Source organism: Streptomyces sp. TRM49041 (assembly GCF_008271805.1).
Lineage (GTDB): Bacteria > Actinomycetota > Actinomycetes > Streptomycetales > Streptomycetaceae > Streptomyces.
This window is the reverse complement of record NZ_VSRY01000166.1, coordinates 21,567-46,593: the sequence shown is the minus strand read 5'-3', so window position 1 is coordinate 46,593 and position 25,027 is coordinate 21,567. Positions and strand designations below refer to the sequence as shown.

Genomic DNA, 25,027 nt, shown 5'->3' with positions numbered 1-25,027 from the left:
GGGTGCCGGGGCCACCCGGCCGGGGCCCGGGACCTTCGTCCGGTCGCGGGGCTCCCGGGGGCGCCTTAGCCTCACTCATGTGACGCGGAGAGCCACCCGGGCCCTGGGGGCCCTGCTCACTGGGCTGTTGGTGGCGGCGTGGTGGCTCATGGGGCCCGCCGCTCCGGAGGGGCGTGCGGAGGAACCGGTTCCGCTGGCCGGCGAGGGGCAGATCACCGACCGGGTGGACGCGCTGGGCGTGCGGGAGCCGGATGCGACCGGGGCGCTCGATCGGTTGTACGACGAACAGCGGGTCCGGCTGTTCGTGGTGTACGTACGGGACTTCTCCGGGCGGCCGGCGCCGGAATGGGCCCGCGAGACGGCGGACCGGAACGGGCTGGGCGCCGACGACGTGCTGCTGGCGGTGGCCACCGGGAACGGGCAGTACGCGTACACCGCCGACCCGGCGGGCCGCCTGTCGCAGACCCAGCTGGACGAGGTCGCCCGTACCGCGATCGACCCCGCGTTGCTCGCCAACGACTGGGCGGGCGCCGCCATCGGCGCCGCCGAGGGGTACGGCGCCGTGCTGGCGGGACGCCCCGTGCCGGTCCCCGCCATCACGCAGGGCGCCCCCGACCCGGGCGACGGAGGGTCACCAGGCGCGGACCTGATCGTCCCGGTGGTGCTGGTCGCCGCGGTCCTGGTGGCCGCCGGGTACGCGTACATCACCCGGCGCAGGCGCACCCGGACCCGGACGACCCCGCACGGCGGCGTGCCGGTGCCGCAGGACGCGGAGCTGGACGCGCGCGCCCGGCGGGCGCTCGTCGACACGGACGACGCGGTGCGGACCAGCCGGGAGGAGCTGGGGTTCGCCGTCGCGCAGTGCGGCGAGGAGGCCGCCAAGCCGTTCACCGAGGCGGTGGCGTACGCGCAGGGCGAGCTGACGGCGGCCTTCCGGCTCCGCCAGGAGTTCGACGACGCGCACCCGGAGGACGAGACGGTCCGGCGCGCCGTGCTGGAGGAGATCGCCGCCCGCTGCGCGGACGCGGACCGCCGCCTGGACGAGGAGTCCGACGCCTTCGACCGCCTGCGCGACCTGGAACGCACGGCGCCGTCCGCCCTGACCGCCGCCGACGCCACCCACCGGGAACTGTCCGCCCGGCTCACCACGGCGGAGGCCGCCCTCGTCGCGATGCGCGGCCGCTACACCGCCTCGGCGGCCGAACCGGTGTCGACCGCCCCGGAACAGGCCGCCGAACGTCTGGAGTTCGCCGCCGCCAACCTGCGATCCGCCCGAGAGGCACTCGGTGGGTCGCCTGGCGCCCCCGCCGACGTGGTCGGGTGTCTGCACGCCGCCGAGGCGGCGCTCGGGCAGGCCGGGCGCCTGGTGGACGGGGTGGACCGGCGGGCGGTGGAGCTGGCCGAGGCGGCGGGGAGGCTGCCGGAGGCGCTGGCGGAGGCCGAGCGGGATCTGGCCGAGTCGCGTGAGCTGTCGGAGGGGGCGCCGGACGTCGGGCCCGCGGCTGAGCTGCGGGGGCGGGTCGCGCGGCTGGAGTCCGTCGTCGGGGACGTACGGCTGGCCGTGGACGCCGGGCGGTACGACCCGCTGGACGCGCTGCGCCGGGTCGGAGAGGCGGACGCCGCGCTGGACGAGGCGCGGGAGCGTGAGCGGTTGCGGGAGCGGGACGCGCGGCGGGTGCGGGCGTTCCTGGGCCAGGCGCTGCTGACCGCCCGGTCGGCCCTGGGAGCCGCCGAGGACTACCTGGCGACGCACCGGGGTGCCGTACGGAGCGAGGCGCGTACCCGGCTCGCCGAGGCCCGGCGGCATCTCGGCGACGCCGGTACCGCGGCGGAGCCCCGCGACGCGCTCCAGGACGCCCGTTGCGCCGACACACTCGCCCGGCAGGCGCAGGCGCTCGCCGAGCAGGATGTGCGGCTGTACGCCGCCCCGGACGCGCGTCCCGGTGGCCCGGGCGGGCTCGGCGGTGCCGTGCTCGGCGGGATCGTGCTCGGGGGCGGTGCACCCGAGGTGCTCGCTCGTTTCGGCGGCGGGGGTACCCGGGGACGGTCGGGTACCGCCCCGGGCGTCTCCCCTCTGAGGGGTTCTCACACCACAGGACATGCGCAAGGAGAGGCGCCATGACCAAGCACTCCATCCTCGGCCGGGTCACCCAGCTGGCGAGGGCCAACGTCCGTACCGTGCTCGACCAGGCCGTGGACCGCGAGGAGATGCTCGACCAGCTGATCCAGGAGTACGCCTTCAACATCGGCGAGGCCGAGAAGGCCGTCGCGATGACGCTCGCCGATCTGCGCCTGCTGGAGGAGGACCACCGGGAGGACCTGGACGCTGCCCGGGAGTGGGGCGAGAAGGCGCGGGTGGCGAGCGCCAAGGCGGACTCGCTGCGCGCCTCGGACCGACCGCAGCTGGCGGACAGGTTCGACACCCTGGCGAGGGTCGCGCTGGAGCGCCAGCTCCAGTCGGAGAAGAACGCGAAGGCCGCGGAGCCGATGATCGCCGCCCAGCGGGCGGTCGTCCAGTACCTGCAGAACGGTCTGGAGGGGATGAGGGCGACGGACGCGGCGCTCTGCGCCGAACGCGACGAGCTCTTCGACCCCCGTCGGACCGTCGCGGCGCACGACGCGTTGCTGGACGCGATCAGCGACCTCGGCATCCTCGACCCGACGAACGAGCTCATGCGGTTCGAGGCGAAGGTACGCCGCGAGGAGGCCAAGGCCCTCGGCAAGCAGGAACTCATCGAGTCGTCCCTGGACGGGGTGTTCGAGCGGCTGGACAGCTTGGGCGACACGGCCGAGGTCGAGGCCCGGCTCGCCGCGCTCAAGTCCGCGGCCTGACCGGAGCCGGGCCTCAAGGGTTTCCTGGGACACCTCCTCAGAAGCCTCGGAAGCGGTCGGTCAGAACATGCTCAGCAGCTGATCGACCGTCGGTTCGGCCGGGCCGTCGCCGTCCGGCAGGGGCAGTTCGAACCAGACCGTCTTGCCGCGCGGGGTGCGCCGCGAACCCCACCCCGCGCTGAGCAGCCCGACGAGCTGGAGCCCGCGCCCGCCCTCGTCGGTGTCGCGGGCGCGCCGCCGCCGGGGCTGGACGAGCCCGGCGTCCCACACCTCGCACACCAGGGCGCGGTCGCGCAGCAGCCGGAGCCGGATCTCGCCCTCGCCGTACCGCAGCGCGTTGGTGACGAGTTCGCTGACGAGCAGTTCGACGGTGTCGACGAGCGGCTCCAGGGCCCACGTGGTCAGCTGGGCGCGGGCCAGCTCGCGGGCCCGCCCCACGGAGCGCGGCTCGCGCGGCAGCCGCCAGTCGCCGACCGCCTCGGCGGGGAGCCCTCGTATACGGGCCATCAGCAGCGCGATGTCGTCCTGGCCGTGCCGGGTGTCGAGGGTGTTGAGCACATGGTCGCAGACGTCCTCCAGCGGCCGCCCGGCCGCGGTGAGGGCCCGCCGGAACGCCTGGAGGCCCTCCTCCAGGGGGTGGTCGCGGGACTCGACGAGCCCATCGGTGTACAGGGCCAGCAGCGCCCCCTCGGGCAGCTCGACCTCGACCTCCTCGAACGGCTCGCCACCGACCCCGAGCGGCATCCCGGGCGGTACGTCGAGCAGCAGCGCCTCCTCGCCCGGCTCGACCAGCACGGGGGGCGGATGCCCGGCGTTCGCGAACGTGCAGCGCCTGGTCACAGCGTCGTACACGGCGTACACGCAGGTCGCGAGGTACACCTCGGCCAGCTCGGGGCCGCGTGGCTTGTGCGCGGCGCGGGACGACTGGGCACCGATGGGCGCGCCGAGGCCGCGGGCGATCTCGTCCAGGTGGGAGAGGACCTCGGCGGGCTCCAGATCGAGCTGCGCCAGGGTGCGTACGGCGGTGCGCAGTTCGCCCATTGCTACGGCGGCGCGCAGGCCGCGGCCCATGACGTCGCCGACGACGAGGGCGGTGCGTTGGCCGGGGAGCTCGATGACGTCGAACCAGTCGCCGCCGACCTCGGTGGCGGCGTTGCCGGGCAGGTAGCGGCAGGCGATGTCCAGGCCGGCGGCCTCGGGGTCGCCGGGCGGGAGGAGGCTGCGCTGGAGGATGAGGGCGCGCTGGTGCTCGCGGCGGTAGAGGCGGGCGTTCTCGATGCAGACGGCGGCGCGGGCGGCGAGCTCGACGGCGAGGGCCCGGTCGCGTTCGCCGAACGGTTCGCTGCCCTTCGTACGGGAGAACTGGACGAGTCCGACGACGGTGTCGTGGGCGACCATCGGCACGGCGATCGCGGAGTGGACGAGGGCGCCGTCGTCGGTGGGCACGAGCCGGGGGCGGCCGGTCCGCAGGGCCTTGGCACAGGGCGAGTTGAACGGATAGCGGTGGACGGCGCCGACGAGGATCGGCCCGGTCTCGCGGCACCCGGCGCCGGGCATGGCGGCAGTGACGAGCGGCGCGTCGGAGACGGCGCTGGCGAAGGCGACGCGGCGCAGTTCGGCGGTGCGCCCGTCGGCCTGACCGGGCGGGGCCTCGTCGCCGGTGAGGAGGCCCTGGTAGAGGTCGACGGAGGCGATGTCGCAGAATCCGGGCACGGCGACGTCGAGCAGTTCGCGGGCGGTGGTCTCAAGGTCGAGGGAGGTGCCGATGCGGGCGGTCGCCTCGTTGAGAAGGGCGAGGTTGCGGCGGGCGCTGGCGGCCTCGCGGGCGGCGTTGTGGCGGCGGGTGACGTCGGTGCCGACACCGGCGATGCCGATGGGGCGGCCGCCGCCGCTGTGGACACGGTAGAGGTTGACGGACCAGTGGCGGCGGTCGGCGGCGCCGGGCACGGACCCGACGATCTCGAGTTCGGTGACGGGCTCGCCGGTCTCCAGGACGCGGCGGAGCGCGGCGGTCATCCGCTCGGCCTCGGAGCGGGAGAGGTAGTCGTGGACTGTGCGGCCGCGGTGGTCCTCGGCGGCGCCGCCGAAGACGGTGGCGAAGCGCTGGTTGGCGCGCTGGACGGTGAGGTCCGTACCGAACAGAAGGAAACCAAAGGGAGATTGACCGAATATCGCCTGTGATGAGGCCAAGTCGGTCTCTATTCGGCGTAGGGCGCGTACGTCGACGGCGATGCAGAGCGCACCGCGTTCGCCGTGCTCGGTCTCGCTCGGCATGACATACACCTCGGCGAGCCCGCGGGCGTGCCGTTCGCCGGGCACCCGGAAGGGGACGAGGCCCGTCCACTCCTTGCCGTCGAGGATCTCGGCGACCTTGCGGTGGCCGCGCGGGCGGAGTTCGGCGGGGATGAACGCTTCGACCGGGTCCATGCCTCTGACCTGGTCGGACGAGACTCCGAACAGCTCGGCGGCGCGGAGACTCCACTGGTCGACGAGCCCGTCGGCACCTATCGAGAACGACGCCACTTTGATGTAGTCGTAGATCGAGCCAGGCGGGCTGCTCTGCCACATGACGCCGTTCGCCGTCTCAGGTATCTCGCTCACGCGACCGTCCCCTCCAGCTCACCGCACCGGACCGGCCATTCCCGCAGTATTCAGCACTACGGCCCCCGGCGGCACGCCGTTCACGATCACAGGGTGGTCTCGTTCGTTTTGAGCCGAGCCTGTGGTGATCGTTGTCCCTAACCTCTTCTAACCCGGTAGAGCCAGCTCGAACCACACGGTCTTGCCCGACCTGCCCTGCCTGATGCCCCAGCGGCGCGCGGAACCGGCGACGAGCCGCAGTCCTCGGCCCCCCTCGTCATCAGGGCCGGGGTCGCGCTCGCGGGGCGGGTCCGGAAGCGGATCGGAGACTTCAACGAGGAGGGCGGGATGGGGCGGGAAGGAATCGTGGTCGGGTGGGAGACGGATCATGCGCACCACGATCGGGCCGTACGCGTACCGCAGGGAATTGGTAACGAGCTCACTCACGAGGAGGACGGTGACGTCGCCGAGTGGGGAGTCGAGCCGCCAGTCGCGGAGCGTGTCGCGGACGACGTGCCGGGCGGTACGCACGGAGTCGAGCTCACCGGGGAAGGTCCACTCGGCGCATTCGCCTTCGGTGTCGATCACGCCGATCACTTCCCCAGACCAACAGCAGACCCGCGTCCGATTTCGGGGGGCTAATCAGCACATACCCGACATTTGGGGCGCCGTATCGTCAGCGGCGGCGCACGGTGACCCGAACGGCGTACGCGCGGGGCGGCGCATCCCATCTGACGCACCGCCCGGGTCGGGACGGGCTCGGGGGGTTCGGGCGGAAGCCTCCGGAGTCAGGGGCGGGCCGCCGCCCCGGGCGGCGCACCGGCGGGGCCTACCTCCGAGCCGGAGCCGGCCTCGGAGCCGGAGCCGGCGCCACCCGACTCCCGCTCGGGGAGGCGGCGGACGGCCTCGATGACGGCGGGGACATCCTGATCCAGCCAATCGACACTGTCCCATTCCCGACGGGACAGCCAGCGCAGCTCGTCATGATCCTGGAGGGGGCGCGGCTCGCCTGAGAGCACACGGGCAGTCCACACCTGGAGTACGTAGCCGGGCCGGAGCGGCCACTCCCCCGGGATGCGCTCCTCGGGCTCCGTCTCGATACCCAGCTCCTCGCGCAGCTCGCGCACAAGGGCCTCGCGCGGCCCCTCACCCGGCTCCAGCTTGCCGCCGGGCAGCTCCCAGCGGCCGGCCAGCTCGGGAGGCGCACTGCGGCGCGCGGCGAGCAGCCGCCCTTGGTCGTAGACGGCTCCGGCGACCACCACACGATCTGTCATGCGCCGGAGCGTATCCGCCCGTCCGGGTCAGCGGGCGGGCTCCCCGATGCGCTCGACCCAGTAGAGCTGCCGATGTCCGCGCGAGTCGAGGCTGTCGGCGACCTTCTGCGCCTCGTCCCGCGTCGCGTACCGGCCGACCCGGTAGTGGTTGCCGTTGTCGTCCTGTCGAATGACCTGCCAGAGAAGGGTGGCACTGGTGTCGGGCATCACGCCGCTCCCCCCGCCGGGTCGCATGTCTCTAAGGCTTTCGCTGAAACCGCAATCCGCATATGCCTGACCTTACGCCTGACCTTTACAGACCGGATACGCGTTTACACAAAGAGATACACATCCAGCCAGGATGCCCATGAACGAAGGGGGCGCACCCGTCCGGGCGCGCCCCCACGAACCATCACATACGGGCACATCCAGGACTGACCCGACAGCGACAGCTCCCCTACCCCCTCGGCCCCCCTCGGACCCTCCACTCGGGCTCAGCGCACCGGAAGGTGATAGGCGACCCGGTAGCGGTCGGCCGGGACGACGACATCGGCCGTCTCCACCGCGCGTCCGGACGCGAAGTAGGTGCGCTCCACGACCATGACCACATGACCCGGCACGCCGCCGAGCGCCAGCAACTCCTCGGCGAGGCCGGGCCGGGCGCCGACCTCCTCCAGGACGTTGTCCACGACTACGTCGATGGCGGCCATCCGCTCGACGACGCCGCAGCCGCCCAGGGGGCCCTCCTCGGGAAGCATGACGGGCGTCCGGCCCGTGACCGCGAGCGGCTCCCAGGAGGTGGAGAGCATCATCGCCTCCCCGGCGTCCCGGAAGACATAGCGCGTACGCATCACCGGGTCGCCGGGCGTGACGCCGAGCCGCGCGGCGATCGGGCCGCTCGCCGATTCCTGCTCGCTTCTGGACTCCCAGGTGCCGCGCGCACCGTCGTCCGCCTGCTCCTGCCGGAAGGGGTTCACGGAACCGTTCACCGGGCGGTAGCCGGAGCGGGCGATCCGGCGCGGCACGGGGCGCTCCCGCACATACGTCCCGGAGCCGGAGCGGCCCTCGACCAGACCCTCGGCCATCAGGACCTTGCGGGCCTCCAGGGCGACGGTGTCGGAGACGCCGTACTCCTCGCGAATGCGGGCCTGGGAGGGAAGGCGGGTGTGCGGCGGCAGCGAGCCGTTGACGATCTTTTTTCGGAGATCGCTCGCAACGCGCAGATAGGCGGGCTGCTCACCGAAAGTCACGGGCCACTCCCATCAGGTTGACAGACAGCTACAGAGTCGCAACCCAGAGTTGAGCGCCGCAAGTATGGGCCAGAGTTTCACTCGAAGTGATGACGTGCTGTTTGGGAGGGTCCTTACCCCGGGTAGGGCGTACGGCGGTCCCGCGACTGCCGTACGCCCTGACACCCACGCCTGACACCCGTCAGCGCGCACCTCGTCAGCTGGTCGGCGCGGCCGGCGGGGTGGTGGAGAGCTTCAGCGCGGTGCGCGCGTCCTTGCCGAGCGCGAGCGGGAGGGCGTCGTAACCCGGCTCGTAGTGCTCCCAGAAGGTGTCGGCGTCGGCCGCGGTGGCCGCCTTCGCCCAGTGCTTCCGGGCCTTCTCCAGCTCCTTCACGACATCCGCGACCGGCTGGGCGGAGGCGCCGGGGAAGGTGTGGCCCTTCAGCTGCGCGATCGACTCACCGAGGGACTTCTCGACCGTCCCGGCCCACTTGACGTTGCCGTCGAAGTCGACCTCCGGGTCCTCCTCGGGCTCCTCGAAGAGCACGTTGTCGACACCGTTCATGGCCTTGAGGTATGCCACCTGGTCGGCGTCCAGCGTGGTGGCGTCGGCCCGCAGCGACCCGGTCAGCTTGCCCGTCTCGGCGGCGAAGGCACAGGTGACCGTACGGTCCTTGATCTGCCGCCAGCTCTCCTCGGTGGGGTGGTAGTAGTACGTCACGGCGTTCTCCGGCACGGCCCAGGAGTCCAGCGAGTACTCCTCGCTGATCTTGAAGCAGCGCTCCTCCGCCAGCTTCTCGATCGCCGGGACGCCCGGGTACTCGGTCCCGGTGAGCTGGAACGCGCCGGTCACCTCGGCGTCGTGCGGCTGATCGCACTTCACGCTCTTGACCCGCTCGACCTCCTGCTCCGAGCCCGTACCCCCGGGCTGGTTGAAGCAGTCGCCCGTGCGGAGGCTGAACGCGGAACTGGAGCTGGCGATCTCCTCCTTGACCTCACGGGCCTTGTCCACGGCCTCCTTGAAGGAGCCCGTGGCGAGGCCGGCGGCGACGAGCGCCGTGCTGATCAGGGAGAGGACCATACCGGCGACGGCCAGACCCTTGCCCCGGTCACCCTTCCGCTTGATCTGCCGCAGCGCCAGCGCGCCGAGGATCAGACCGAGCGGCGGCACGAGGCAGACGACGCCGGTGATGAGGGAGGTTATGGCGAGGCCGTTGGTGTTCGCCGAGGGCTGCGACGCCCCAGGTATGGAGGGCACCGGCGGTTGGGGCTGCTGCGGCGCGGGCCAGCCCTGCGGGGACGATGACACGGGTACGGTGCTCCTGTCGGGGGCGGGGGAACGAACGTATGAGCGGCGCGCATCGTACGCGCTGGACGGCGGGCGAGCGAATACGGACGACGAAGGGCGCATTTCGGCCACTTGGCGAGGCCGTACGCCCCCGCCGCCGGCTCGCTCCGCACTCCTGGCCAACACCCCCACGCCCGCTGCGGCCTCCTTGCCGCCCCCTGTCGGCTCGGGCCCACCCCGACACCCGACCCACGACTTTCGGCCACCTGACCCGGCTCGCCCGTACCCCCGTACCGGCCTCAACCCGCCCGGTCGCACCGCCCCTCCACGGGAGCACCCCTTCCGTCCCTTCCGCCCGTTCCACCCCGGTCGGTCCGGTCCGGACCGGTCCGACGGCGCATCGCCCGCCCACAAAACGGACGGTGTCGGCACCCCGCGAGGGTGCGACACCCACCCAGGGCCCCGGGCGGCGCCTCGGTCGGCGGCGGCCCCGCCGTTTCGCCGCGCGGCAGACGGGGCCGTGCGACGGCCGCCGCACGGACAAGGGGCGGCCACCCAGTCTCGGCGGCCGCCCCTCAAACTCGACCAGGCGTCAGAACTGCAGCGCCCACGCGTCGATCTTCCCGGTGTCCCACCAGGCGTTGTCGCTCACCCGCAGCTTCCACGTGCCGTTCGCGCTCTCCGAGGAGGCGTCGACCGTGTACGTGGTGTTGATGTTGTCGCTGCTGCCGCCGGTGCCGTAGCCCTTCATCGTGTACGCGGTGCCGTCCGGCGCGACGAGCTGGACACGCAGGTCACCGATGTACGTGTGCTGGATGTCGACCTCGACCTGGAGGCTGGACGGGGCGTTGCCCGAGATACCCGTGACGGTGACCGGCGACTCGACCGTGGCGTGGTCGTTGATCGCGTAGTCGGAGGTGTTCTCGAAGCGGTCGCCGGTGGGCGGCGGGGGCTCGTCGCCGCCCTCACCCACGAACAGCAGACGGTTCGGGGAGCCGGAGCCCGGGCTGCCGACCACACCGGTGGTGGCGGCGGAGGTCAGCGCCGAGGAGACCTGGGCCGGGGTCGCCGACCGGTTGTTGGCCAGCCACAGCGCGGCCGCGCCCGCGACGTGCGGGGTCGCCATCGACGTACCGGAGATGGTGTTGGTGGCGGTGTCGCTGCTGTTCCACGCGGAGGTGATGGACGAGCCGGGCGCGAAGATGTCCAGCACGCTGCCGTAGTTGGAGAAGCTGGAGCGGGCGTCCGAGCTGGTCGTGGAGCCGACGGTGATGGCCTCGGCGACGCGCGCGGGCGAGTAGTTCGAGGCGTTGCTGCTGTCGTTGCCGGCCGCGACGGCGTAGGTGACGCCGGACGAGATGGAGTTGCGTACGGCGTTGTCGAGAGCGGTGTCGACGCCGCCGCCGAGGCTCATGTTGGCGACCGCCGGCTTGACCGCGTTCTGGGTCACCCAGTCGATGCCGGCGACGACCTGGGCGGTCGTACCGGAGCCCTGGTTGTTGAGGACGCGGACGCCGACGATCTTGGCCTTCTTGGCGACGCCGTACGACGATCCGCCGACGGTGCCGGCGACGTGGGTGCCGTGGCCGTGGCCGTCCTGGGCGGTGTTGTCGTTGTCGACGGCGTCGTAGCCGTAGGAGGCGCGGCCGCCGAAGTCGTTGTGGCTGATGCGCACACCGGTGTCGATGATGTAAGCGGTGACGCCCTCACCGCCCGGCTCCGGGTACGTGTAGCTCCGGTTGAGCGGCAGGTTCCGCTGGTCCACACGGTCCAGGCCCCAGGACGGTGGGGACGGCTGGGTGCCGGAGATCGTGAAGACACGGTCCTGGACGACGGACTCGACGGCCGGGTCGGCGGCGAGCTTCTTCGCCTGGGACTCGGAGAGCTCCAGGGCGTAGCCGTTGAGCGCTGCGGTGTACGTCTTCTTGATCTTCGCGCCGTAGCGTGCCGCGACGGCCTTGCCGGACGCGGAGTCCGAGTCGGCGGCGGACTCGTCGAGCGTGACGATGTAGCTGCCGGGGACGGCGTTCGGGGCGCCGGCGTTCTCGATCACGCCTTCCTGGGTGGAGCCGGCGGCGGCGGCCGGGAGCGCGGAGACGGAGCCGAGAGCGAGGGCGGCGACGGCTATGGCACTGGCCGCGGTGAATCTCCGCCGCGACGTACGCATCACTGACATGTGAGGGGTCCTCCTCATTTGGTGGTGCGTTGCTGTGGGGGATATTGCGACAGGTGCATGACAACCCCTGATGCATGCACGACGGATCGCGCCACGACGAACGGCGGCGTCACCCATCTCGGACTGCCTGGCGAAAGATTGACGGATCCATAGGAATCACACAAGAGTGCTGAAGAGCCGTCAACACATGTGCCACACAACTGTCATGCTGGCCGCCATGGCGAAAGATGCGAACTACATCTGCCCGGTGTGCGGAGTCCGATCACCCGTTTCTTCGCTGACCTGGCGCTGCCCGCGGTGCGGCGGCCCTTGGGACCTGGACTTCACGGCGGCGCCGGTACGGCCGGGCGCGCTCCGGGACCGGGTGAACTCGCTGTGGCGTTACGAGGAGGCACTGCCGCTCTCCGAGCCGTACGCCTCGCTCGGCGAGGGCCGCACACCGCTCGTGGGGCTGACCGGGGAGGTGTCGGCCAAGCTCGACTACCTGATGCCGACGCTGTCGTTCAAGGACCGAGGCGCGGTGCTGCTCGCCGAGCTGGCCCGCCGGCTCGGACCGGACCGGGTGGTCGCCGACAGCAGCGGCAACGCGGGGACGGCCGTGGCGGCGTACTGCGCCCGGGCGGGGCTGGACTGCACGGTGTACGTACCGGAGGCCACGTCGTCGAAGAAGCTGGAGCAGATCCGGGCGCACGGGGCGCGGCTGAACGTGGTCCCCGGCGGCCGGGAGGCGGCGGCGCGGGCGGCCTGCGTGGCAGCGGACGAGCCGGGCACCTTCTACGCCTCACACGTGTTCAACCCGTACTTCCTGCACGGCACGAAGACCTACGTGTACGAGCTGTGGGAGGACCTGGGCGGCCGCCTCCCCGAGACCCTGGCCGTGCCCGTCGGCAACGGCACCCTGCTCCTGGGCGCGGCCCTGGCGACCGCCGAACTGCACACGGCGGGCCTGATCGACCGGCGCCCGGCGCTGCTGGCCGTCCAGGCCCGCCCTGTGGCACCGCTGGCCACGGCGTTCGCCGCGGGGGCCGACGATGCGACGCCCGCCGCCGCGGCGCCCACGTCGGCGGAGGGCATCGCCATCCCGAACCCGCCGCGCGCCCGCCAGATCCTGCGCGCGGTCCGGGAGTCGGGCGGCACCTTCCGCACGGTGACGGACCCCCAGATCCGCGACGCCCAACTGGACCTGGCGCGCCGGGGTCTGTATGTCGAGCCGACGGGCGTGGCGTGCTGGGCGGCGGTCAGGGCGGAGCCGCCGCAGGGAGCCGTGGTGGTACCCCTGTGCGGATCGGGCACGAAGACGGGCCTTGCCCAGGGCTGAGGGGCGCCACGCCGGGCCCGGATCTTGCCGCCACGGAGCATTGAAGGCACCGTGTACACCCTCGGATTCCTTTTCTGCACAAGGGAGTTGACCGCATGAAGAAGTCCACACTCCGCTCCGCGGCGGCAGCCGCCGCTCTGGCCACCGGTCTGGCGACGGCCTCGGTGACGACCGCGTCCGCGGCCGAGCGCCCGGCCGTCGGGCGCATAGCCACCCCGCAGCAGCTCGCCGAGAGCATCCGGCAGGCCGTCGAACTCGAGGAGAGCCGGGGCGGTGCGGTCGCCGAGGGCAATGTGATCGGTTACGTCGCGCCCCAGGCCGACAGCAGCCCGAAGCCCTGCTGACGATGCCCGCGGACGCAGCCCCCGTCGAGTGGTGCCCCAGCGGGGCGCCCGACCGGCCGGAGTCCGTCGTCCTGGGCGTCCGGTCCGGACCGGACGGCCAGGTCGACTACCTGGCCGCTCCCCTCCCCGCGGCGGAGGTCGTCGCCACCCTCCCGGAGGGCATCCCGCCCACCCGGGTACTCCGCTTCGCCTCCCACTGCGTGAGCGAGTGCGCCAACCGGGTCGGCACCACCTGCGGCCTGGCCGACCGCATGCTGGCCCTCCCGCCCCCGGAGGCCACCGGCCCGGTCCCCCGCTGCCACCTGCGCCCCCACTGCAAGTGGTGGCACCAGACAGGCCCCTCCGCCTGCCACCACTGCCCCGCCGTAGCGACCACCCCCCTGGCGGACGACACCCTGGCCGCCCTGGTCGCGGACCCCACCACCACCCGCGCCCAACTGGCAGCCCACCTCACGGCCCACCCCCACTGATGGCCCCCGCCAAGCCGGCACGGGCATGCGACAGGGGCCGGGCTCATCGGAGCCCGGCCCCTTCCCCGCCCCGCCCATACCGGTGCGGCTTCCCCGCCGGCCAGTGGCAGGGCCCGGCCGCAGACGTCATGCCCCGGGCCGCGGCCTTCGCCAGGTCGAGGACCACCGGCGCCACGCCGAGCGCCTGGGTCGATGTTCGCGAGAACGGGAGACAGTGGTCCCCGGAGGCGCCGCGGGCGGCATCGGCGCCCCACCACCGATCGTCTGGCCCCGCGCCTTCCGCCTGACGGCGGCATCGGCGGTCCGCAGTCAGCCGGCGGTCAGGATCTCCTCGTGGCGGCTCGTGCGGGAGCGTCGGGCCTGGGCGGCCACCAGGGCCGTGGCCTCGGCGGCGTCGCGATGGTGGGCTGTGACCGTGTGGTCCGCTCCTGTGTCGATGTGCACGTCCGCAAGTCCCAGCTTCCGCTGCCACGGCCCCTGCACGCGGCGTATGCTCTGCACCTTCGCATGCGGGACCAGAGCCAGCGAGCGGCCCAACAGCCCGTGCCGCGAGGCGAAGACCGGGCCGTCGGCCGTGAAGCCGTAGCCGCGCCACCACGCCGCCACCGCCCACCGTGCCCGTCGCGGCGGGCGCCCCAGCGCGGCAGTCACCGCCTCCAGGTCAACCCCGGGCAGGACACGGGCCACGACCCTTTCCGCGACGGCGCGTTCGGTGACCGGTAGCAGGACGTCGTTGTCCGAGCCCGCCACATCGAGCTCCACCCGCACCCAGCCGCACCGCCGCCACAGCAGCGGCTCGACGATCCGCACGGTCTGCACCCGCCCCGGCGGCACCGTCTCGTGCGTCCGGTCGAGCAGCCCGTGGTCCAGCCGCAGCCCGTCGAGGGACTCGCTGACTGTCCAGCCGTACTCCCGGACGAAGCGGCCTCCGCTGATCGCCCACCCCCCGCCCAGGAACGGCAGCGCCGTCGCGATCGCCGCCCACAGGCTGTCGCTCAGCGCCCACACCACCGGCGGCCCGGCCAGCGCCGCGGCCAGCGCGATCCAGGTGCTCACCTTCAGCAGCATCGAGACCGCCAGCGTCCTCGGCTCGACGCGGGCCAGCTGCTGTACGGGCGCCTCGCCTGCTTCCCCTACTGCCTCCGAGGTCTTGCCGGAGGCGCGTGTCAGCAGCTCCGCGCGCAGCGCACGCGCCTCCCGCTCACTCAGGTAGGCCAGTTCGTCCTTCTCGTCTGCCCCGATGACGTCCAGCTTGAGCTTGGCCACGCCGACGAAGCGGGCGAGCAGCGGCCGGGTGACGTCGACGGCCTGGAGGCGGTCGAGCTGGATGTGCGCGCTACGGCGGAACAGCAGGCCGGTACGGATGCGCAGTTCGGTTTCGGTGACCGCGTAGTGAGTGAACCACCAGGAAAGGAAGCCGTATGCGCCACCCGCCAGCAGCAGCACGGCGATGCCCAGCAGTACCAGCCCGACAGTCGGTCCCTCCAGCCACTGCCGCGCATCGCCCAGATCACGGACGATCACGCCGACGGCGACGGCCACTGGCGCCCAGGCACGACGCAGCGGCGTCACGGGGTGGAGACGGCGCTCGACCGCCTCGACCGACTCCCGCTCATCTGCGGTCTCTTCGCTCACGGACCTGCTCACAGGCCGGCCGCTCGCGCCTGGCCCAGCTCGGCGAGGCGTTCACGCAGCCGCCTCGCCTCCTCCGGCAGCAACCCGGGTATACGGGCGTCACTCGCGGCCGCCGCGGTGTGCAGCTGCACGCTCGCGAGCCCGAAGCGCCGCTCCAGCGGCCCGGAGGTGACCTCGACGAGCTGCATCCGCCCGTACGGCACCACGGTCAGCTCCTGCCACAGCACCCCGCGGCTGATCAGCAAGTCGTCGGCGCGCTCCGCGTACCGCCAGGAACGCCAGTTGCGCTCGATCAGCCACCAGCCCCAGCCGGTGAGCGCCAGCAGCGGCAGCGCGACCAGAGCCGCCCAGCCCGGCCCGGCCTGCGGCCACAGCACAGCCGCCCCCACGACCGCGATCGGCACCAGTGTGCTCACCAGAACCAGCCGGCGCAGCCGCACCAGTCCCCCCTGAAGCTTCGTCCACGCCGTCCCGGCGTCGCTCCCCGTCCTCGTACTCATACGATCAGCCTATATACCGGTCGCGGTGCACCTGTCGCTGCTGGTCGGGAGCGTGCTGCCGAGCGCACGGAGATGGCGGGAAGAGCCGGTGTTCCGGCCGAACTGCGCATCCATCCGCGCGAATAACACGATGGCGGAACCTTCCGGCTAATTGCCTCACCACGCAGGACACGGTCAGGTCCGGATATGACGCCCTTGAAGCTCCGCCTCTGCATGTCGACGCAGCGAGCACGGCGGGTAACGCTCTGTCCCACTCCGCGTTGAGTGAATCTCCAGCGAAATGCATGGAGAGTCACATGGCGAGCACGCTCGGCGATTCGGCTATTTGACAATGCATCTAATGACGAGCGAAGAACGTCAAGTTCACGTAAAGCCCACGCAATGCAGAACCGCCGAGGCGGGCCAGGCCACCACCCCTCCCGCACCCAAGTCACCACAGAACAAGGATAATTGACGGTCCGTCAAATCACCTTTCATAGTGGTTGAATTGGCGACATCTCTGCGCGTAGAGCAACCTCGTTCAGATCACCCTTTTCCTCTGGCAGGATTCCCTGCACCCCACCCAATCGAGGAAGGCAGTGCCGATATGCCCGAATACGGAAGCACGGCCGGGCAGCGGCACGACAACCGCGCAGCGCCGACCGCAGCGGCCTGCACAGACGGGCGGACCTCAGGGCCGTCCCGCGGTTTACCCCCTCTCGATTCAAGGAGCACAATGCACAGACGTCGTATGTCCCGCCGTAAGAAGGCGTTCATAGCCACGGTCACCGCCGCCCTATCCGGCGGCCTGCTGTTCGGCTTCGGCGCCCTCGCCCAGGCCGATATGGTCAGCGGCACCGTCTACGGCGGGCAGGGAAATTACCGGTCGGTCAACCACCGGGCCCAGCCGTCCCTCTCCGCCCAGATCAAGGGCTCCTCGAGGGTCGGCGACCGCATCCAGATGTCCTGCCGAACGACCGGCAACACCGTGGAGAACAACCGGCGGTGGATCTACACCGGGTCCTACTACATCGCCGACGCGTTCATCCGCGAGAACACCACGGGCCTGCCCGTCTGCGGCTCGAACCCGGACCCGAGGCCCACCCGGCCCAACCCCGGTCCGACGACCGCGAAGTCCCTGGGCATCGACATGCAGAAGCAGGTCAGGACCCAGTGGTGCTGGGACGCCTCGGGCGTGACGATCGCCAAGTACTGGGGCCGCAACGTCACCCAGGAGCGGTTCTGCCGACTCGCCGCCCAGGGAACGTGGGTGAACTGCAACAACCAGCCGGCGACGCTGGAGGACATGGCCAACGGCCTGGCCAAGCTGGGGCTGGGCAACAGCGGCCGCAGCCTGTACCGCAACGCGTCGTTCAGCGAGTCGGCAGGCGAGATCGCCGCAGGCCGGCCGTTCGCCGTCCGGTTCGGCTGGCGCAGCGGGGGCGGCCATATGAACGTCATCTACGGCTACGACAGCGCCACCAACATGATCGCGGTCGGTGACCCGTGGCAGACCACCCAGACGTACACCTGGTGGAACTACTCCACCTACGTGAACAACAACTCGTTCCAGTGGACCCACTCCCGGGTCGGCATCCAGGGCTGAGCAGAGGACCCCAACATGCACACCATGCAGACCATGCGACGCATCAGGCGCTCAGCGGTCCGGGCTGCCGTCCTGGCCACCACCGCGCTCGCCGCCACCTTGTGCGGGAACGTTTCTGCACAGGCTGCGGACGGTGACGGGATCGCGGGCTACCAGTCCGCGCAGCAGACCCTCCGCAGCGACCAGGTCCGGGACACCGTCTCCCGCTTCCTGGTGCAGACCCGCCAGGCCGGCGGCCCCGCCGCCGCGGACGGCGGCGCCGGCAGCGCACCCGCCGCTCCCGCCGCGCCACCCCGGTTCGACCTCAAGGACCCGGTGCCGATGTTCGAGATCAGCCCCGAGTTCGTGACCGGCAAGGCTCAGACCACCCCGCAGACCGCGCTGCGGCTCTCCTACCTGGCCTCCCGGGTGAACACCTCCGACGGCCGCCCGGCCTCCGTACTGCTCACGCCCCAAGGGAATCCCTCCTCGGCGGGCAGCGCCCCGCGGAGTCCCGGCGCCGAGGGCTGGCAGCTGGCCGGCATCCGGGACGGAGACAAGGACCTCAGCCTGGCCGAACGCGGCACACCGCAGGCCCGTGTCTTCACCGAGCCGCAGATCCACGCCTGGTACCGGCTCACCGCCGAAGGCATGGTCGAGCCGCTCAACGGAGAGGCGAACACCGGTCTCGGCGGCAAGCGCGCCATCACGCTCGCCGCCTACCAGAAGCTGGTGTCCGCCCGGTACGGCGACAAGCTGCCCGGCTCCGAGTACGACCGCAAGGGCATGGCCGGCGGGTACGCCGACCTCGCGCAGGACCAGCCGGCGCAGGAAGCCGCCGCCTCCGGGCGACCGGCGGCGGCCGAGGCGTCCTGGCAGACGGCCGCCGTCACCGGGGCTGCTGCCGCCCTGGTGGCGGTCGGAGGTTCGGCGGTGTACGCACACCGTCGGCGGACGGCCTCCGCGCGCTGAACCCTCCGCGTCGCACCGGCGCCCGCCCACCGGGGGTGGGCGGGCGCCCGACCGAAGATCTGACCCCTGACCTGGGGTTTTACCCTCTTACCTCCATCTCGGCAGATCGAGGAGTCAACCGCTACACGTTGAAGCGGGACGTTGACCACAACGCTCTCACCTGCGAAAACACTCCTCTGGGTGATCCAAGTCAGCACAGAACCAGCACCGGCGGGATACCCGGCCAACAGGAGGGTGGTTTCCCTTCGCGACGATCTCATGGCCCTGACCTTCCCGAATCGCTACGGTTGTGCCATGACCGCACTGCCCGACTGGATGCGCCCGCCGCGCGCGGAAGGCTGGTTCGCGGAGGATCTCGACCGCCTCCCCGAGGCGCCTCGCCACACCGAGCTGATCGACGGAGCTCTCGTCTTCATGATGTCGCCGCAGAGGTGGTGGCACGGCCACCTCGTCACCATGCTCACCGTCGCCCTCATGGAGCAGGCGCCTGCCGAGGTCAGAGTCGGCCGCGAGATGACCATCAAGCTCGACGAGCGCAACCGGCCCGAGCCGGATCTGCTGGTGACGACGGCCGACTTCGACGGCGACCGCACCTGGTTCGCACCGGACGAAGTACGTCTCGTCATCGAGGTCGTCTCCCCCGAGTCCGCCCATCGGGACCGCACGGTCAAGCTCCGCAAGTACGCGGAGGCCGGCATCCCCCACTACTGGTGCATCGAGGACGAGGACGGTGCGCCCGTCGTCCACGTCTACGAACTGGACGAGCCAACCCGCGCCTACGCGCCCGCCGGCATCTTCCGAAGCTCGCTCCAGCGTCCGGTGCCCTTCCAGGTCAGCCTCGACCTGGACAAGCTGAGCCCGCCTCGACGCACCTGACAGTCAGCACCGGAACGCCGAAGGGGCCGGACTCGTCAGAGTCCGACCCCTTCCGACCTGCACACTTGACAGATCGCCTGGCAGAAAGTGGGAGTTCGTCTACACGCTGAAGCGGAACTCAACCACAACTTACTTGACCTGCGGTTATGCGGGCGCGTCCCAGCACCATCCCAGCACGGGAATCTCGACGCAGTACAAGAAGACTTGACACCGAGAACGCTCCCCCAACACCTTCGGGCACTGGTGCACGTTTCCGGCTCAGTCGGCGGTGCCCGGCTCTACGACCCACTCTGCCTGCAGCCCGCTCACCGAAGCAATCATGTCGAAGTCGCCGTCGTAGTGCAGGACCGTGGCTCGATGCCGTTCGGCGGTTGCCGCGATGAGGACGTCGGCCAGGGACAGCGCCCGGTGAAAGCCGGCGTTCAGGGCCAGGGCCTGGATCTTGAGCGCCCGCTCGAACTCTTCGTCGTTGCAGGGCAGGTAGTCGAATCCGCGGAGCAGGGTGCGCAGCCGCAGCGCCTCGGGCTTTCCGCGCGCCGAGTACAGAACCTCGTACTCGGTCGGGGCGCATACCGCTAGGAGCCCATCGCGGTCCAGCGCATCCAGCCGCGCCCGCACCGCCGGTTTGCCCCGGCGGGCCAGCGCGGACTTGTCGATGAGGTAGCGCCCCTTCACGCCGCCGAGGCCCCGCCTTCGCGCTTCAGAGATCCATCCGGATTGCGCGGCCCCGTCTGCGAGCGGATTTCCGCGAACACGTCCTCGAACTCGCCCTCGTCCATGGCGTCGAACAACTCCCGGCGCAGCCGCAGCTTCACCCCCTCCTCCATAGCCGCCCGCACTGCGGCGGCCTTCGTCTTCACCCCATACACCCGCATCGCCTGCTCGACGATCTCCTCGTCCAGATCGATCACAGTCCTGGCCATCAGTCATCCCTCCATAGCCCGACGACACAGCAATGATATCAATCTAGACCCGAAAATGACATCATATTGATCAGAAACCCATTGGGTTCACTTGTCAAGGGCGTAACGGACGTGTGGGCCGCCGAAGTATCCCCGCACGATGTTGGACTGGCGTTGTCGGCGGTGGAGTGCAGCTCGATCTGACCCTCGTGCTCGGCGAGCCAGGTCCGGACGGTCTTCGAGCGCGCTTCGCCGCACACCGCGGCAGCGGGGCCTTTCGCGGTTCTGGGACTCAGGCAAGACCACTACCGGGCCGCCCGCTCCCTCTCCCAGCCCCCCTTGGGCGCAGCGAACGCTCACCGATCAGTAGTGGTACCGGGCGGCGAGGATGACGATCTCCTTGTCCGTCACCAGATAGACGAGACGGTGCTCGTCGTCGATCCGCCGCGACCAAGCCCCCGGCAAGTGGTACTTCAGCGGCTCGGGCTTACCGATCCCCGTGAAGGGGTCACGCTTGACGTCCTCGATGAGCTTATTGATTCGAGCGAGCATCTTGCGGTCGTTCTTGAGCCAGGACGTGTAGTCCTCCCAGCCCTGATCCTCGAAGACGAGCCTCACTCGGCACCGTCATGTGCAGCATCCGGCGAGTCGGGGTCGATCAGCTCTCGCTCGGACACGTTGATATTGGTCAGGGCGTTCTCGTACGCCTTGAGCAGCCGACGAGCGTTCGCCGGAGAGCGCAGGAGGTACGAGCCTTCGCGCAGCGCCGCATAGTCCTCAGCCGCGACGAGCACCGCATTGCCGTGCTTGGAGACGATCTCGATGGCCTCGTGGTTGTCGTTGACCTTCTTGATCAGCGGAAAGAGCGCCTTGCGGGCTTCGCTCGCAGTTATGGACATGACCTGCCCCTTCCCCATAGTGGTACCGAATAACGTACCACTATCAGCACTTCCGGGCAGGGCAACCGCCTGACGAAGAATCAGGACTCTCGACCCCGCCCCAGCGCGAGAAACAACAGGGGGCCGGCTTCAAGAGAAGCCGGCCCCGCCGCCACCTGCGAACCCAACGGACCTCTTACTCGCAGTAGCTAGCCGTTCACACGTTGAAGCGGAATGCCTGGGGGCTATCCTGACCTGCGGCGGAGCCCCATCCAGGGCTCTGACCTGGGGTTTCCTGGTTGGCATGCGTTGGCTCCCGACAGCTATTTACGGGTGTCCTGCGGACTGGCTGCGGACTGGCCGGCGGCTCCGAGGTGGCGAAATCCCTGGCACACCGGCTGGGCCTGCAAGGAGACTGAGCAGGTGATCGACTCCCACCCCTGTCCCTGCTGCGGGCACCGCGTGCTGGACGCGATGCCCGGCTCGTACGAGATCTGCCCCGTCTGCTTCTGGGAGGACGACGGGGTCCAGTTCCGCTGGCCGACCCTGGGAGGCGGCGCGAACAAGGTCTCCCTGATCGAGGCCCAGCGGAACTACCAGGACTTCGGCGCCTGCGACGAGCACGGCCGACGGTACGTCCGCCCGCCGGCCGAGGACGAGCCGCTCGACCCCGCCTGGCGCCCCATCGACCTGACACGCGACTCCTTCGAGGACTGGGCAGCCGAGGACCGCGCCCCGTGGCCCGCCGACCGCTCGGTGCTCTGCTGGTGGCTGCCCACTTTCTGGCGCCGGGACCACTCCGCGTCATGACCTCCCACATCGAGACACTCGTCCAGCAGCTCGACGGCAAGGCCAACGAGTCCTACGACGCCCGCGCGGAGCTGATCTGGATCGGCGCCGACGCCATACCCACCGTCATCAACGGCCTGCCTTCCCTCGGCGGCTTCGGCCAGCTGACCGCCATCGAGGTCTTCGAGGAAGTGGGCGATCCCCGTTGCGGCCCCGCCCTCATCGGCCTGCTGGACAGCGACAACCCGACCGTCCGCGAATGGGCGGCCATGGCCCTGGCGAGCCTGGAGATCGACGGCGCCACCGAGCCCCTGCGCCGTGCCTGCCGCGCCTGCCTGGAACGGGCGACCCCACCGGACTGGAGCGAGCCAGTCGGCATCCGCTGGGCGCTGACCGAACTCGGCGCACGCACCCCTGTCGTCCCACCGCTCATCGCACACCTACACCCCACCGCTGCGGACGACGCCCCTGGCTGGCCTTCGGCCCTGTTCGCCGAGATCATCAACGACCTGGCCGACCATGCCCAGGTGATCCTCTACTCCCAGTTCTGGCACGTGGACGCCGGCCGTACGTACGGCATCTCCGACACCGGCCTGGACCGGGAACTCAACTGGGCCGCGCCCTGGGAGCACCTGGTCGAAGAGTCCCGCACCTGGTCCCTGCTGGAAGCCTCCGAAGCCCCCACCGGCGACAACATCTTCGTCGCCCCCACCTGGATCGACCGTACCGACCTGTACCCGGAGAGGTGACCGATGCCGTCCCAGCGCCCCGAGGAAGTCGGCTACGGCCACGTGGTCGAGAGCTACGTGACGAGGATGTACGGCGGCCTCCCGCGCTATCTCGTACTGAACGGCGGGCGGTTCCTGGGCCCCCGGTGGTGGCACACCACCCGCTTCACCCGACACCTGCTGAATGACGCCGCCGCGATCACCGACGAGGAACTGGAAGCTCTCCTCGGCTACGAATGGCGCTCGCGCATCACCGCCGCCTGGCTGATCGGCGTCGACCGCCGCGAACGGTTCCGGGCACGCATCGGCGACCTGCTCCTGGCCAGCGAGGTCTGCTACTCCGGCAGCGCCTACTGCTTCGCCCTGGCACGCTTCGGCACCCACGCCGACGCCGAGATCCTCACCGCCTACCTCGACCACTACCTCCCCCGCACCGACCTCCACTACGACCAGCCCACCGCCCTCGGTGCCCTCCTCCGCCTCGACGCCCTCCTCGGCACCCGCCACGCCGACCGCTTCACGGAGCCCGACGGCCCCTGGGACGAGTGGGTCAAGGGCGTGGGACGCCTCGGCTACCCCAGCCACGTCCCCGTCGAACAGCGCCGCTGGACGGACCTCCAATGCGATTTCGCCAACGGCTGGACCCGGCCGTAGCCGCTGCACCCGCCCTCGGTCTGAACGCGGTCACGGCCGCAGCAGCCGAGCCTGCGGGTCATAGCAAACGAGCCCCATCGATGCCGCGAGATCGGCGGCGTAGGCCGAAGCCTCCTCAGCCATGCTGTAGCGCATCGGGAAGTAGATGAACGGCCCGGACGCCTCGCCGATCAACGGCCCCGTCGACCAGGGGGAGGTGTCCTCCTCGTCCTCCGTGAGGTCCACCCATCGCGCCAAGAGCCCAGCAACGTACTCCGCGATACGCGGTGACGGTGGAAACTCTTCCTCCGTGTCGATGTAGCGGTCGTACAGCTGGGTGAGGACCTCGCCCGCGATCACATCGTTAGCGGGCTTGCTGCCTACCCACACCGCCAGGTCGTAGCTCATGGCCGAACTGTGCCAAGCCCTACTGACAGCACCGCTGAGCGCCGATCAGCAGGCCAGCCGCACCAGACGTCCGAGGGCGCTGTTACGTTCCGTCCCATGACCGCATCAGACGATCTAATCCGCCGGATCGAGCAGGAGCCTTCCCTTGCCACCGCGCTCGCCTGGCCTGGCGATTTCGACGTCGAGCGCCGGGACCCCATCGAGGAACTTGCCCTTCCTACCAGGAACCCCCTACACCCGATAGCCGGTTGCGGCGCTGGCGGCACGTACTACCTGTGCGGGGAGGCTGGGGCCGAGGAGAGGCCCGTCCTGTACGCCGACTCGGAGGGCCAGGCCACATTGATCGGCGCCGACCTCTTCGAGGCCATCACACTCATCGTGGTGCTGCCCCTCTGGCGCGACCTGGCGAAGGGCTTCACAATCAGCGAGCTCGGCTCGGACCTTCGGGCCGACCACCCGGACTTCGACGCCGAGCGCGACCGCCTTCTGTACGCCCTCGGGCTTACCTCCATCTCCGAGGAGGAGGCTGCCGCTCGCCTGCTGGCTGTGGCTGCACGCACGGCCCCGGACTACGTGCCGCGCGTACCGGACGACAATCACCTGCCGTACGAGCTTCTGTTTCCGAACAGCCCTGCATAGCGAAGCCAGCGCTTGACGTCAGTACCGGGCGATGACCTGTCGCAGGTCCGTGCCCAGGAGGTCCTCCAGCGCCTGGATGCTGGCTGGTTGTAGTGGCAGCTCGCATTCTGGGTCTGTGGTGACGAGGCTGTACCTGGCGAAACCCGCGGCCTCGACATAGTCGAGGGCGTTCAAGTCCGTCTGGGCAGAGCAACAGGGCATCGTCACGGCAAGCGCGTCGAAATAGCCGTCCGGAAGGGCTGCCGTGTCCATCGCGTCGCCCCACCAGTCTTCGATGTCGGAGCCGCATACGGGGCACCGGACACCACACCAGTTCTCCCCGGGATCAATGAAGGCTGTGCCGGGGATGTCCCAGACGTCGTAACCGCCCAACGCCTCAGGAACCAGTTGTCGTAGCCGGGCTTGCGCAGCCTCGCTCGCAGCGGGCGCAGGCGAAAAGTGCGGGTCCTTGGGTATGAGGTGGAGCAGCGTGATGCTCACGCTGCCGACCAGCCGTCCAGCGAGACCTCCGAGCCGTCATTCAGGTAATGGTGGAGGGCGCTGGCGGTGGTGTCGACGAAGGCTTTGGGGATGGCGTTGGCGTCGACCCAGCGGACCTGGGAGTGCTTGCGGGGTTCGCGGTTCTCGGGTTCGCCGGTCCATTCCTCAGCGGCGAAAACGACCGTGAGGAAGCCGTTGGGGGCCTCTACGCCCCAGGCGCCGTGGATGATGTGGGCGACCTTGAGGGACTCGGGCTTCACCGTAAGGCCCGTCTCCTCGTAGAGCTCGCGGACCGCAGTTTCGGTGATGGGTTCGCCCGGCTCGCTCTTGCCGACGGGGAGGTCCCACAGGCCCTGGGCGAACTTCGCGTTCTCGCTGCGCTGGAGGAGGACGACGCGGTTGGTGGCCTTGTCGTGGACGATGACGGCCGCGACCAGCAGGGTCATCGATTCGAGCGCCGGCTTGAGGGCCTTGGGCTGGTCGTCGGTCTGCTGGGTCACGGTGTTCCCTTCGTCGGGCGGGTTGTTGGGCAT

The 25,027-nt window shown here is 70.5% G+C and carries 28 protein-coding genes; 12 read left to right on the top strand and 16 right to left on the bottom strand.

The features are described from left to right. Positions 1-79 precede the first annotated feature (79 nt). A complete protein-coding gene (locus FVS66_RS29105; RefSeq protein ID WP_149184230.1) occupies positions 80-2,122 on the top strand; it encodes a TPM domain-containing protein in 2,043 nt (680 codons plus the stop codon). After that, positions 2,119-2,832, top strand: a complete 714-nt coding sequence (locus tag FVS66_RS29100) for a PspA/IM30 family protein (RefSeq protein WP_149184229.1) — start codon at positions 2,119-2,121, stop codon at positions 2,830-2,832. Before FVS66_RS29105 ends, FVS66_RS29100 begins: the two co-directional genes overlap by 4 nt. A 60-nt stretch (positions 2,833-2,892) precedes the next feature. Here FVS66_RS29100 and FVS66_RS29095 read toward each other — a convergent pair whose 3' ends face one another. The 7 genes from FVS66_RS29095 to FVS66_RS29065 form a co-directional block, all read right to left on the bottom strand. After that, entirely contained in the window at positions 2,893-5,400 is a 2,508-nt protein-coding gene (locus FVS66_RS29095) for a SpoIIE family protein phosphatase (RefSeq protein WP_149184377.1), read from the bottom strand. Positions 5,401-5,580: 180 nt separating this feature from the next. Next, positions 5,581-6,009 (bottom strand): ATP-binding protein, encoded by a 429-nt coding sequence (locus FVS66_RS29090; protein ID WP_149184228.1) that lies wholly within the window; start codon positions 6,007-6,009, stop codon positions 5,581-5,583. A gap of 191 nt (positions 6,010-6,200) precedes the next feature. Beyond that, positions 6,201-6,686 carry a (deoxy)nucleoside triphosphate pyrophosphohydrolase gene (locus FVS66_RS29085; protein ID WP_149184227.1) on the bottom strand — a complete coding sequence of 162 codons (486 nt, stop codon included), beginning with the start codon at positions 6,684-6,686 and terminating at the stop codon, positions 6,201-6,203. Positions 6,687-6,713: 27 nt separating this feature from the next. Continuing rightward, positions 6,714-6,893 (bottom strand): SPOR domain-containing protein, encoded by a 180-nt coding sequence (locus FVS66_RS29080; RefSeq protein WP_149184226.1) that lies wholly within the window; start codon positions 6,891-6,893, stop codon positions 6,714-6,716. A 266-nt stretch (positions 6,894-7,159) separates the two neighbouring features. Further along, a complete protein-coding gene (locus FVS66_RS29075) occupies positions 7,160-7,915 on the bottom strand; it encodes a GntR family transcriptional regulator (RefSeq protein ID WP_149184225.1) in 756 nt (251 codons plus the stop codon). A 196-nt stretch (positions 7,916-8,111) separates the two neighbouring features. Then, positions 8,112-9,203: a DUF4190 domain-containing protein gene (locus FVS66_RS29070; protein WP_187645739.1), complete on the bottom strand. Its 1,092-nt coding sequence runs from the start codon at positions 9,201-9,203 to the stop codon at positions 8,112-8,114. Between the two features lie 571 nt (positions 9,204-9,774). Continuing rightward, a complete protein-coding gene (locus tag FVS66_RS29065) occupies positions 9,775-11,358 on the bottom strand; it encodes a S8 family peptidase (protein ID WP_149184223.1) in 1,584 nt (527 codons plus the stop codon). Between the two features lie 217 nt (positions 11,359-11,575). Here FVS66_RS29065 and FVS66_RS29060 point away from each other — a divergent pair, with 217 nt between their 5' ends. The 3 genes from FVS66_RS29060 to FVS66_RS29050 all read left to right on the top strand — a co-directional run bounded on the left by FVS66_RS29060 (position 11,576) and on the right by FVS66_RS29050 (position 13,490). Next, positions 11,576-12,676: a pyridoxal-phosphate dependent enzyme gene (locus FVS66_RS29060; protein WP_262387280.1), complete on the top strand. Its 1,101-nt coding sequence runs from the start codon at positions 11,576-11,578 to the stop codon at positions 12,674-12,676. 95 nt (positions 12,677-12,771) lie between these two features. Then, a complete protein-coding gene (locus tag FVS66_RS29055; RefSeq protein ID WP_149184222.1) occupies positions 12,772-13,020 on the top strand; it encodes a hypothetical protein in 249 nt (82 codons plus the stop codon). A 2-nt stretch (positions 13,021-13,022) separates the two neighbouring features. Then, the gene (locus FVS66_RS29050) at positions 13,023-13,490 is read left to right on the top strand and encodes a hypothetical protein (protein ID WP_149184221.1); all 468 of its coding nucleotides are present in this window, start codon (positions 13,023-13,025) and stop codon (positions 13,488-13,490) included. 309 nt (positions 13,491-13,799) lie between these two features. Here the strand turns inward: FVS66_RS29050 and FVS66_RS29045 are convergent, their stop codons facing one another. Further along, a complete protein-coding gene (locus FVS66_RS29045; RefSeq protein ID WP_262387279.1) occupies positions 13,800-15,125 on the bottom strand; it encodes a PH domain-containing protein in 1,326 nt (441 codons plus the stop codon). Between the two features lie 8 nt (positions 15,126-15,133). After that, positions 15,134-15,625, bottom strand: a complete 492-nt coding sequence (locus FVS66_RS29040) for a PH domain-containing protein (RefSeq protein ID WP_149184219.1) — start codon at positions 15,623-15,625, stop codon at positions 15,134-15,136. Positions 15,626-16,340: 715 nt separating this feature from the next. On the opposite strand from FVS66_RS29040, the gene FVS66_RS29035 reads away from it, so the two are divergent. From FVS66_RS29035 to FVS66_RS29025, 3 genes are all read left to right on the top strand, one after another. Further along, positions 16,341-17,210, top strand: coding sequence for a papain-like cysteine protease family protein (locus tag FVS66_RS29035; RefSeq protein ID WP_222946991.1), 870 nt, complete (start codon positions 16,341-16,343; stop codon positions 17,208-17,210). A 33-nt stretch (positions 17,211-17,243) separates the two neighbouring features. Beyond that, positions 17,244-18,161, top strand: a complete 918-nt coding sequence (locus tag FVS66_RS29030; RefSeq protein WP_149184217.1) for a hypothetical protein — start codon at positions 17,244-17,246, stop codon at positions 18,159-18,161. Positions 18,162-18,455: 294 nt separating this feature from the next. Then, positions 18,456-19,037 (top strand): Uma2 family endonuclease, encoded by a 582-nt coding sequence (locus FVS66_RS29025; RefSeq protein WP_149184216.1) that lies wholly within the window; start codon positions 18,456-18,458, stop codon positions 19,035-19,037. Between the two features lie 258 nt (positions 19,038-19,295). Here the strand turns inward: FVS66_RS29025 and FVS66_RS29020 are convergent, their stop codons facing one another. The 4 genes from FVS66_RS29020 to FVS66_RS29000 all read right to left on the bottom strand — a co-directional run bounded on the left by FVS66_RS29020 (position 19,296) and on the right by FVS66_RS29000 (position 20,838). Then, positions 19,296-19,712: a PIN domain nuclease gene (locus FVS66_RS29020; protein ID WP_149184215.1), complete on the bottom strand. Its 417-nt coding sequence runs from the start codon at positions 19,710-19,712 to the stop codon at positions 19,296-19,298. Next, positions 19,709-19,960 (bottom strand): type II toxin-antitoxin system VapB family antitoxin, encoded by a 252-nt coding sequence (locus tag FVS66_RS29015; RefSeq protein WP_149184214.1) that lies wholly within the window; start codon positions 19,958-19,960, stop codon positions 19,709-19,711. Before FVS66_RS29015 ends, FVS66_RS29020 begins: the two co-directional genes overlap by 4 nt. A gap of 342 nt (positions 19,961-20,302) precedes the next feature. Beyond that, positions 20,303-20,557 (bottom strand): Txe/YoeB family addiction module toxin, encoded by a 255-nt coding sequence (locus tag FVS66_RS29005; RefSeq protein WP_009321768.1) that lies wholly within the window; start codon positions 20,555-20,557, stop codon positions 20,303-20,305. Continuing rightward, the gene (locus tag FVS66_RS29000) at positions 20,554-20,838 is read right to left on the bottom strand and encodes a type II toxin-antitoxin system prevent-host-death family antitoxin (RefSeq protein WP_149184212.1); all 285 of its coding nucleotides are present in this window, start codon (positions 20,836-20,838) and stop codon (positions 20,554-20,556) included. Before FVS66_RS29000 ends, FVS66_RS29005 begins: the two co-directional genes overlap by 4 nt. A 402-nt stretch (positions 20,839-21,240) precedes the next feature. Here FVS66_RS29000 and FVS66_RS28995 point away from each other — a divergent pair, with 402 nt between their 5' ends. Genes FVS66_RS28995 through FVS66_RS28985 form a run of 3 tightly spaced genes read left to right on the top strand, consistent with a single transcriptional unit; the run spans position 21,241 to position 22,988 of the window. Continuing rightward, entirely contained in the window at positions 21,241-21,627 is a 387-nt protein-coding gene (locus FVS66_RS28995; protein ID WP_149184211.1) for a CPCC family cysteine-rich protein, read from the top strand. Beyond that, entirely contained in the window at positions 21,624-22,355 is a 732-nt protein-coding gene (locus FVS66_RS28990; protein WP_149184210.1) for a HEAT repeat domain-containing protein, read from the top strand. The genes FVS66_RS28995 and FVS66_RS28990 overlap by 4 nt, the downstream gene beginning before the upstream one ends. Before the next feature lie 3 nt (positions 22,356-22,358). Next, complete coding sequence (locus FVS66_RS28985) at positions 22,359-22,988, top strand: DUF6000 family protein (RefSeq protein ID WP_149184209.1); 630 nt, start codon at positions 22,359-22,361, stop codon at positions 22,986-22,988. A 30-nt stretch (positions 22,989-23,018) separates the two neighbouring features. Here FVS66_RS28985 and FVS66_RS28980 read toward each other — a convergent pair whose 3' ends face one another. After that, positions 23,019-23,375, bottom strand: a complete 357-nt coding sequence (locus FVS66_RS28980; RefSeq protein WP_149184208.1) for a hypothetical protein — start codon at positions 23,373-23,375, stop codon at positions 23,019-23,021. A gap of 96 nt (positions 23,376-23,471) precedes the next feature. Between FVS66_RS28980 and FVS66_RS28975 the strand changes: the two genes are divergently transcribed. Then, a complete protein-coding gene (locus FVS66_RS28975; protein WP_149184207.1) occupies positions 23,472-24,014 on the top strand; it encodes a hypothetical protein in 543 nt (180 codons plus the stop codon). A gap of 18 nt (positions 24,015-24,032) precedes the next feature. On the opposite strand, the gene FVS66_RS28970 is transcribed toward FVS66_RS28975, so the two are convergent. Together FVS66_RS28970 and FVS66_RS28965 are read right to left on the bottom strand one after the other, a co-directional pair. Then, positions 24,033-24,494 (bottom strand): hypothetical protein, encoded by a 462-nt coding sequence (locus FVS66_RS28970; protein WP_149184206.1) that lies wholly within the window; start codon positions 24,492-24,494, stop codon positions 24,033-24,035. Beyond that, complete coding sequence (locus tag FVS66_RS28965) at positions 24,491-25,027, bottom strand: NUDIX domain-containing protein (RefSeq protein WP_149184205.1); 537 nt, start codon at positions 25,025-25,027, stop codon at positions 24,491-24,493. Before FVS66_RS28965 ends, FVS66_RS28970 begins: the two co-directional genes overlap by 4 nt.

Coding starts and splice junctions, on each gene's coding strand:
- FVS66_RS29100 (WP_149184229.1), top strand. CDS start 2,119: ATGACCAAGCACTCCATCCTCGGCCGGGTCACCCAGCTGGCGAGGGCC.
- FVS66_RS29095 (WP_149184377.1), bottom strand. CDS start 5,400: ATGTGGCAGAGCAGCCCGCCTGGCTCGATCTACGACTACATCAAAGTG.
- FVS66_RS29085 (WP_149184227.1), bottom strand. CDS start 6,686: ATGACAGATCGTGTGGTGGTCGCCGGAGCCGTCTACGACCAAGGGCGG.
- FVS66_RS29080 (WP_149184226.1), bottom strand. CDS start 6,893: ATGCCCGACACCAGTGCCACCCTTCTCTGGCAGGTCATTCGACAGGAC.
- FVS66_RS29065 (WP_149184223.1), bottom strand. CDS start 11,358: ATGTCAGTGATGCGTACGTCGCGGCGGAGATTCACCGCGGCCAGTGCC.
- FVS66_RS29060 (WP_262387280.1), top strand. CDS start 11,576: ATGGCGAAAGATGCGAACTACATCTGCCCGGTGTGCGGAGTCCGATCA.
- FVS66_RS29055 (WP_149184222.1), top strand. CDS start 12,772: ATGAAGAAGTCCACACTCCGCTCCGCGGCGGCAGCCGCCGCTCTGGCC.
- FVS66_RS29050 (WP_149184221.1), top strand. CDS start 13,023: ATGCCCGCGGACGCAGCCCCCGTCGAGTGGTGCCCCAGCGGGGCGCCC.
- FVS66_RS29040 (WP_149184219.1), bottom strand. CDS start 15,625: ATGAGTACGAGGACGGGGAGCGACGCCGGGACGGCGTGGACGAAGCTT.
- FVS66_RS29035 (WP_222946991.1), top strand. CDS start 16,341: ATGCACAGACGTCGTATGTCCCGCCGTAAGAAGGCGTTCATAGCCACG.
- FVS66_RS29030 (WP_149184217.1), top strand. CDS start 17,244: ATGCGACGCATCAGGCGCTCAGCGGTCCGGGCTGCCGTCCTGGCCACC.
- FVS66_RS29025 (WP_149184216.1), top strand. CDS start 18,456: ATGACCGCACTGCCCGACTGGATGCGCCCGCCGCGCGCGGAAGGCTGG.
- FVS66_RS29015 (WP_149184214.1), bottom strand. CDS start 19,960: ATGGCCAGGACTGTGATCGATCTGGACGAGGAGATCGTCGAGCAGGCG.
- FVS66_RS29000 (WP_149184212.1), bottom strand. CDS start 20,838: ATGTCCATAACTGCGAGCGAAGCCCGCAAGGCGCTCTTTCCGCTGATC.
- FVS66_RS28990 (WP_149184210.1), top strand. CDS start 21,624: ATGACCTCCCACATCGAGACACTCGTCCAGCAGCTCGACGGCAAGGCC.
- FVS66_RS28985 (WP_149184209.1), top strand. CDS start 22,359: ATGCCGTCCCAGCGCCCCGAGGAAGTCGGCTACGGCCACGTGGTCGAG.
- FVS66_RS28980 (WP_149184208.1), bottom strand. CDS start 23,375: ATGAGCTACGACCTGGCGGTGTGGGTAGGCAGCAAGCCCGCTAACGAT.
- FVS66_RS28975 (WP_149184207.1), top strand. CDS start 23,472: ATGACCGCATCAGACGATCTAATCCGCCGGATCGAGCAGGAGCCTTCC.
- FVS66_RS28965 (WP_149184205.1), bottom strand. CDS start 25,027: ATGCCCAACAACCCGCCCGACGAAGGGAACACCGTGACCCAGCAGACC.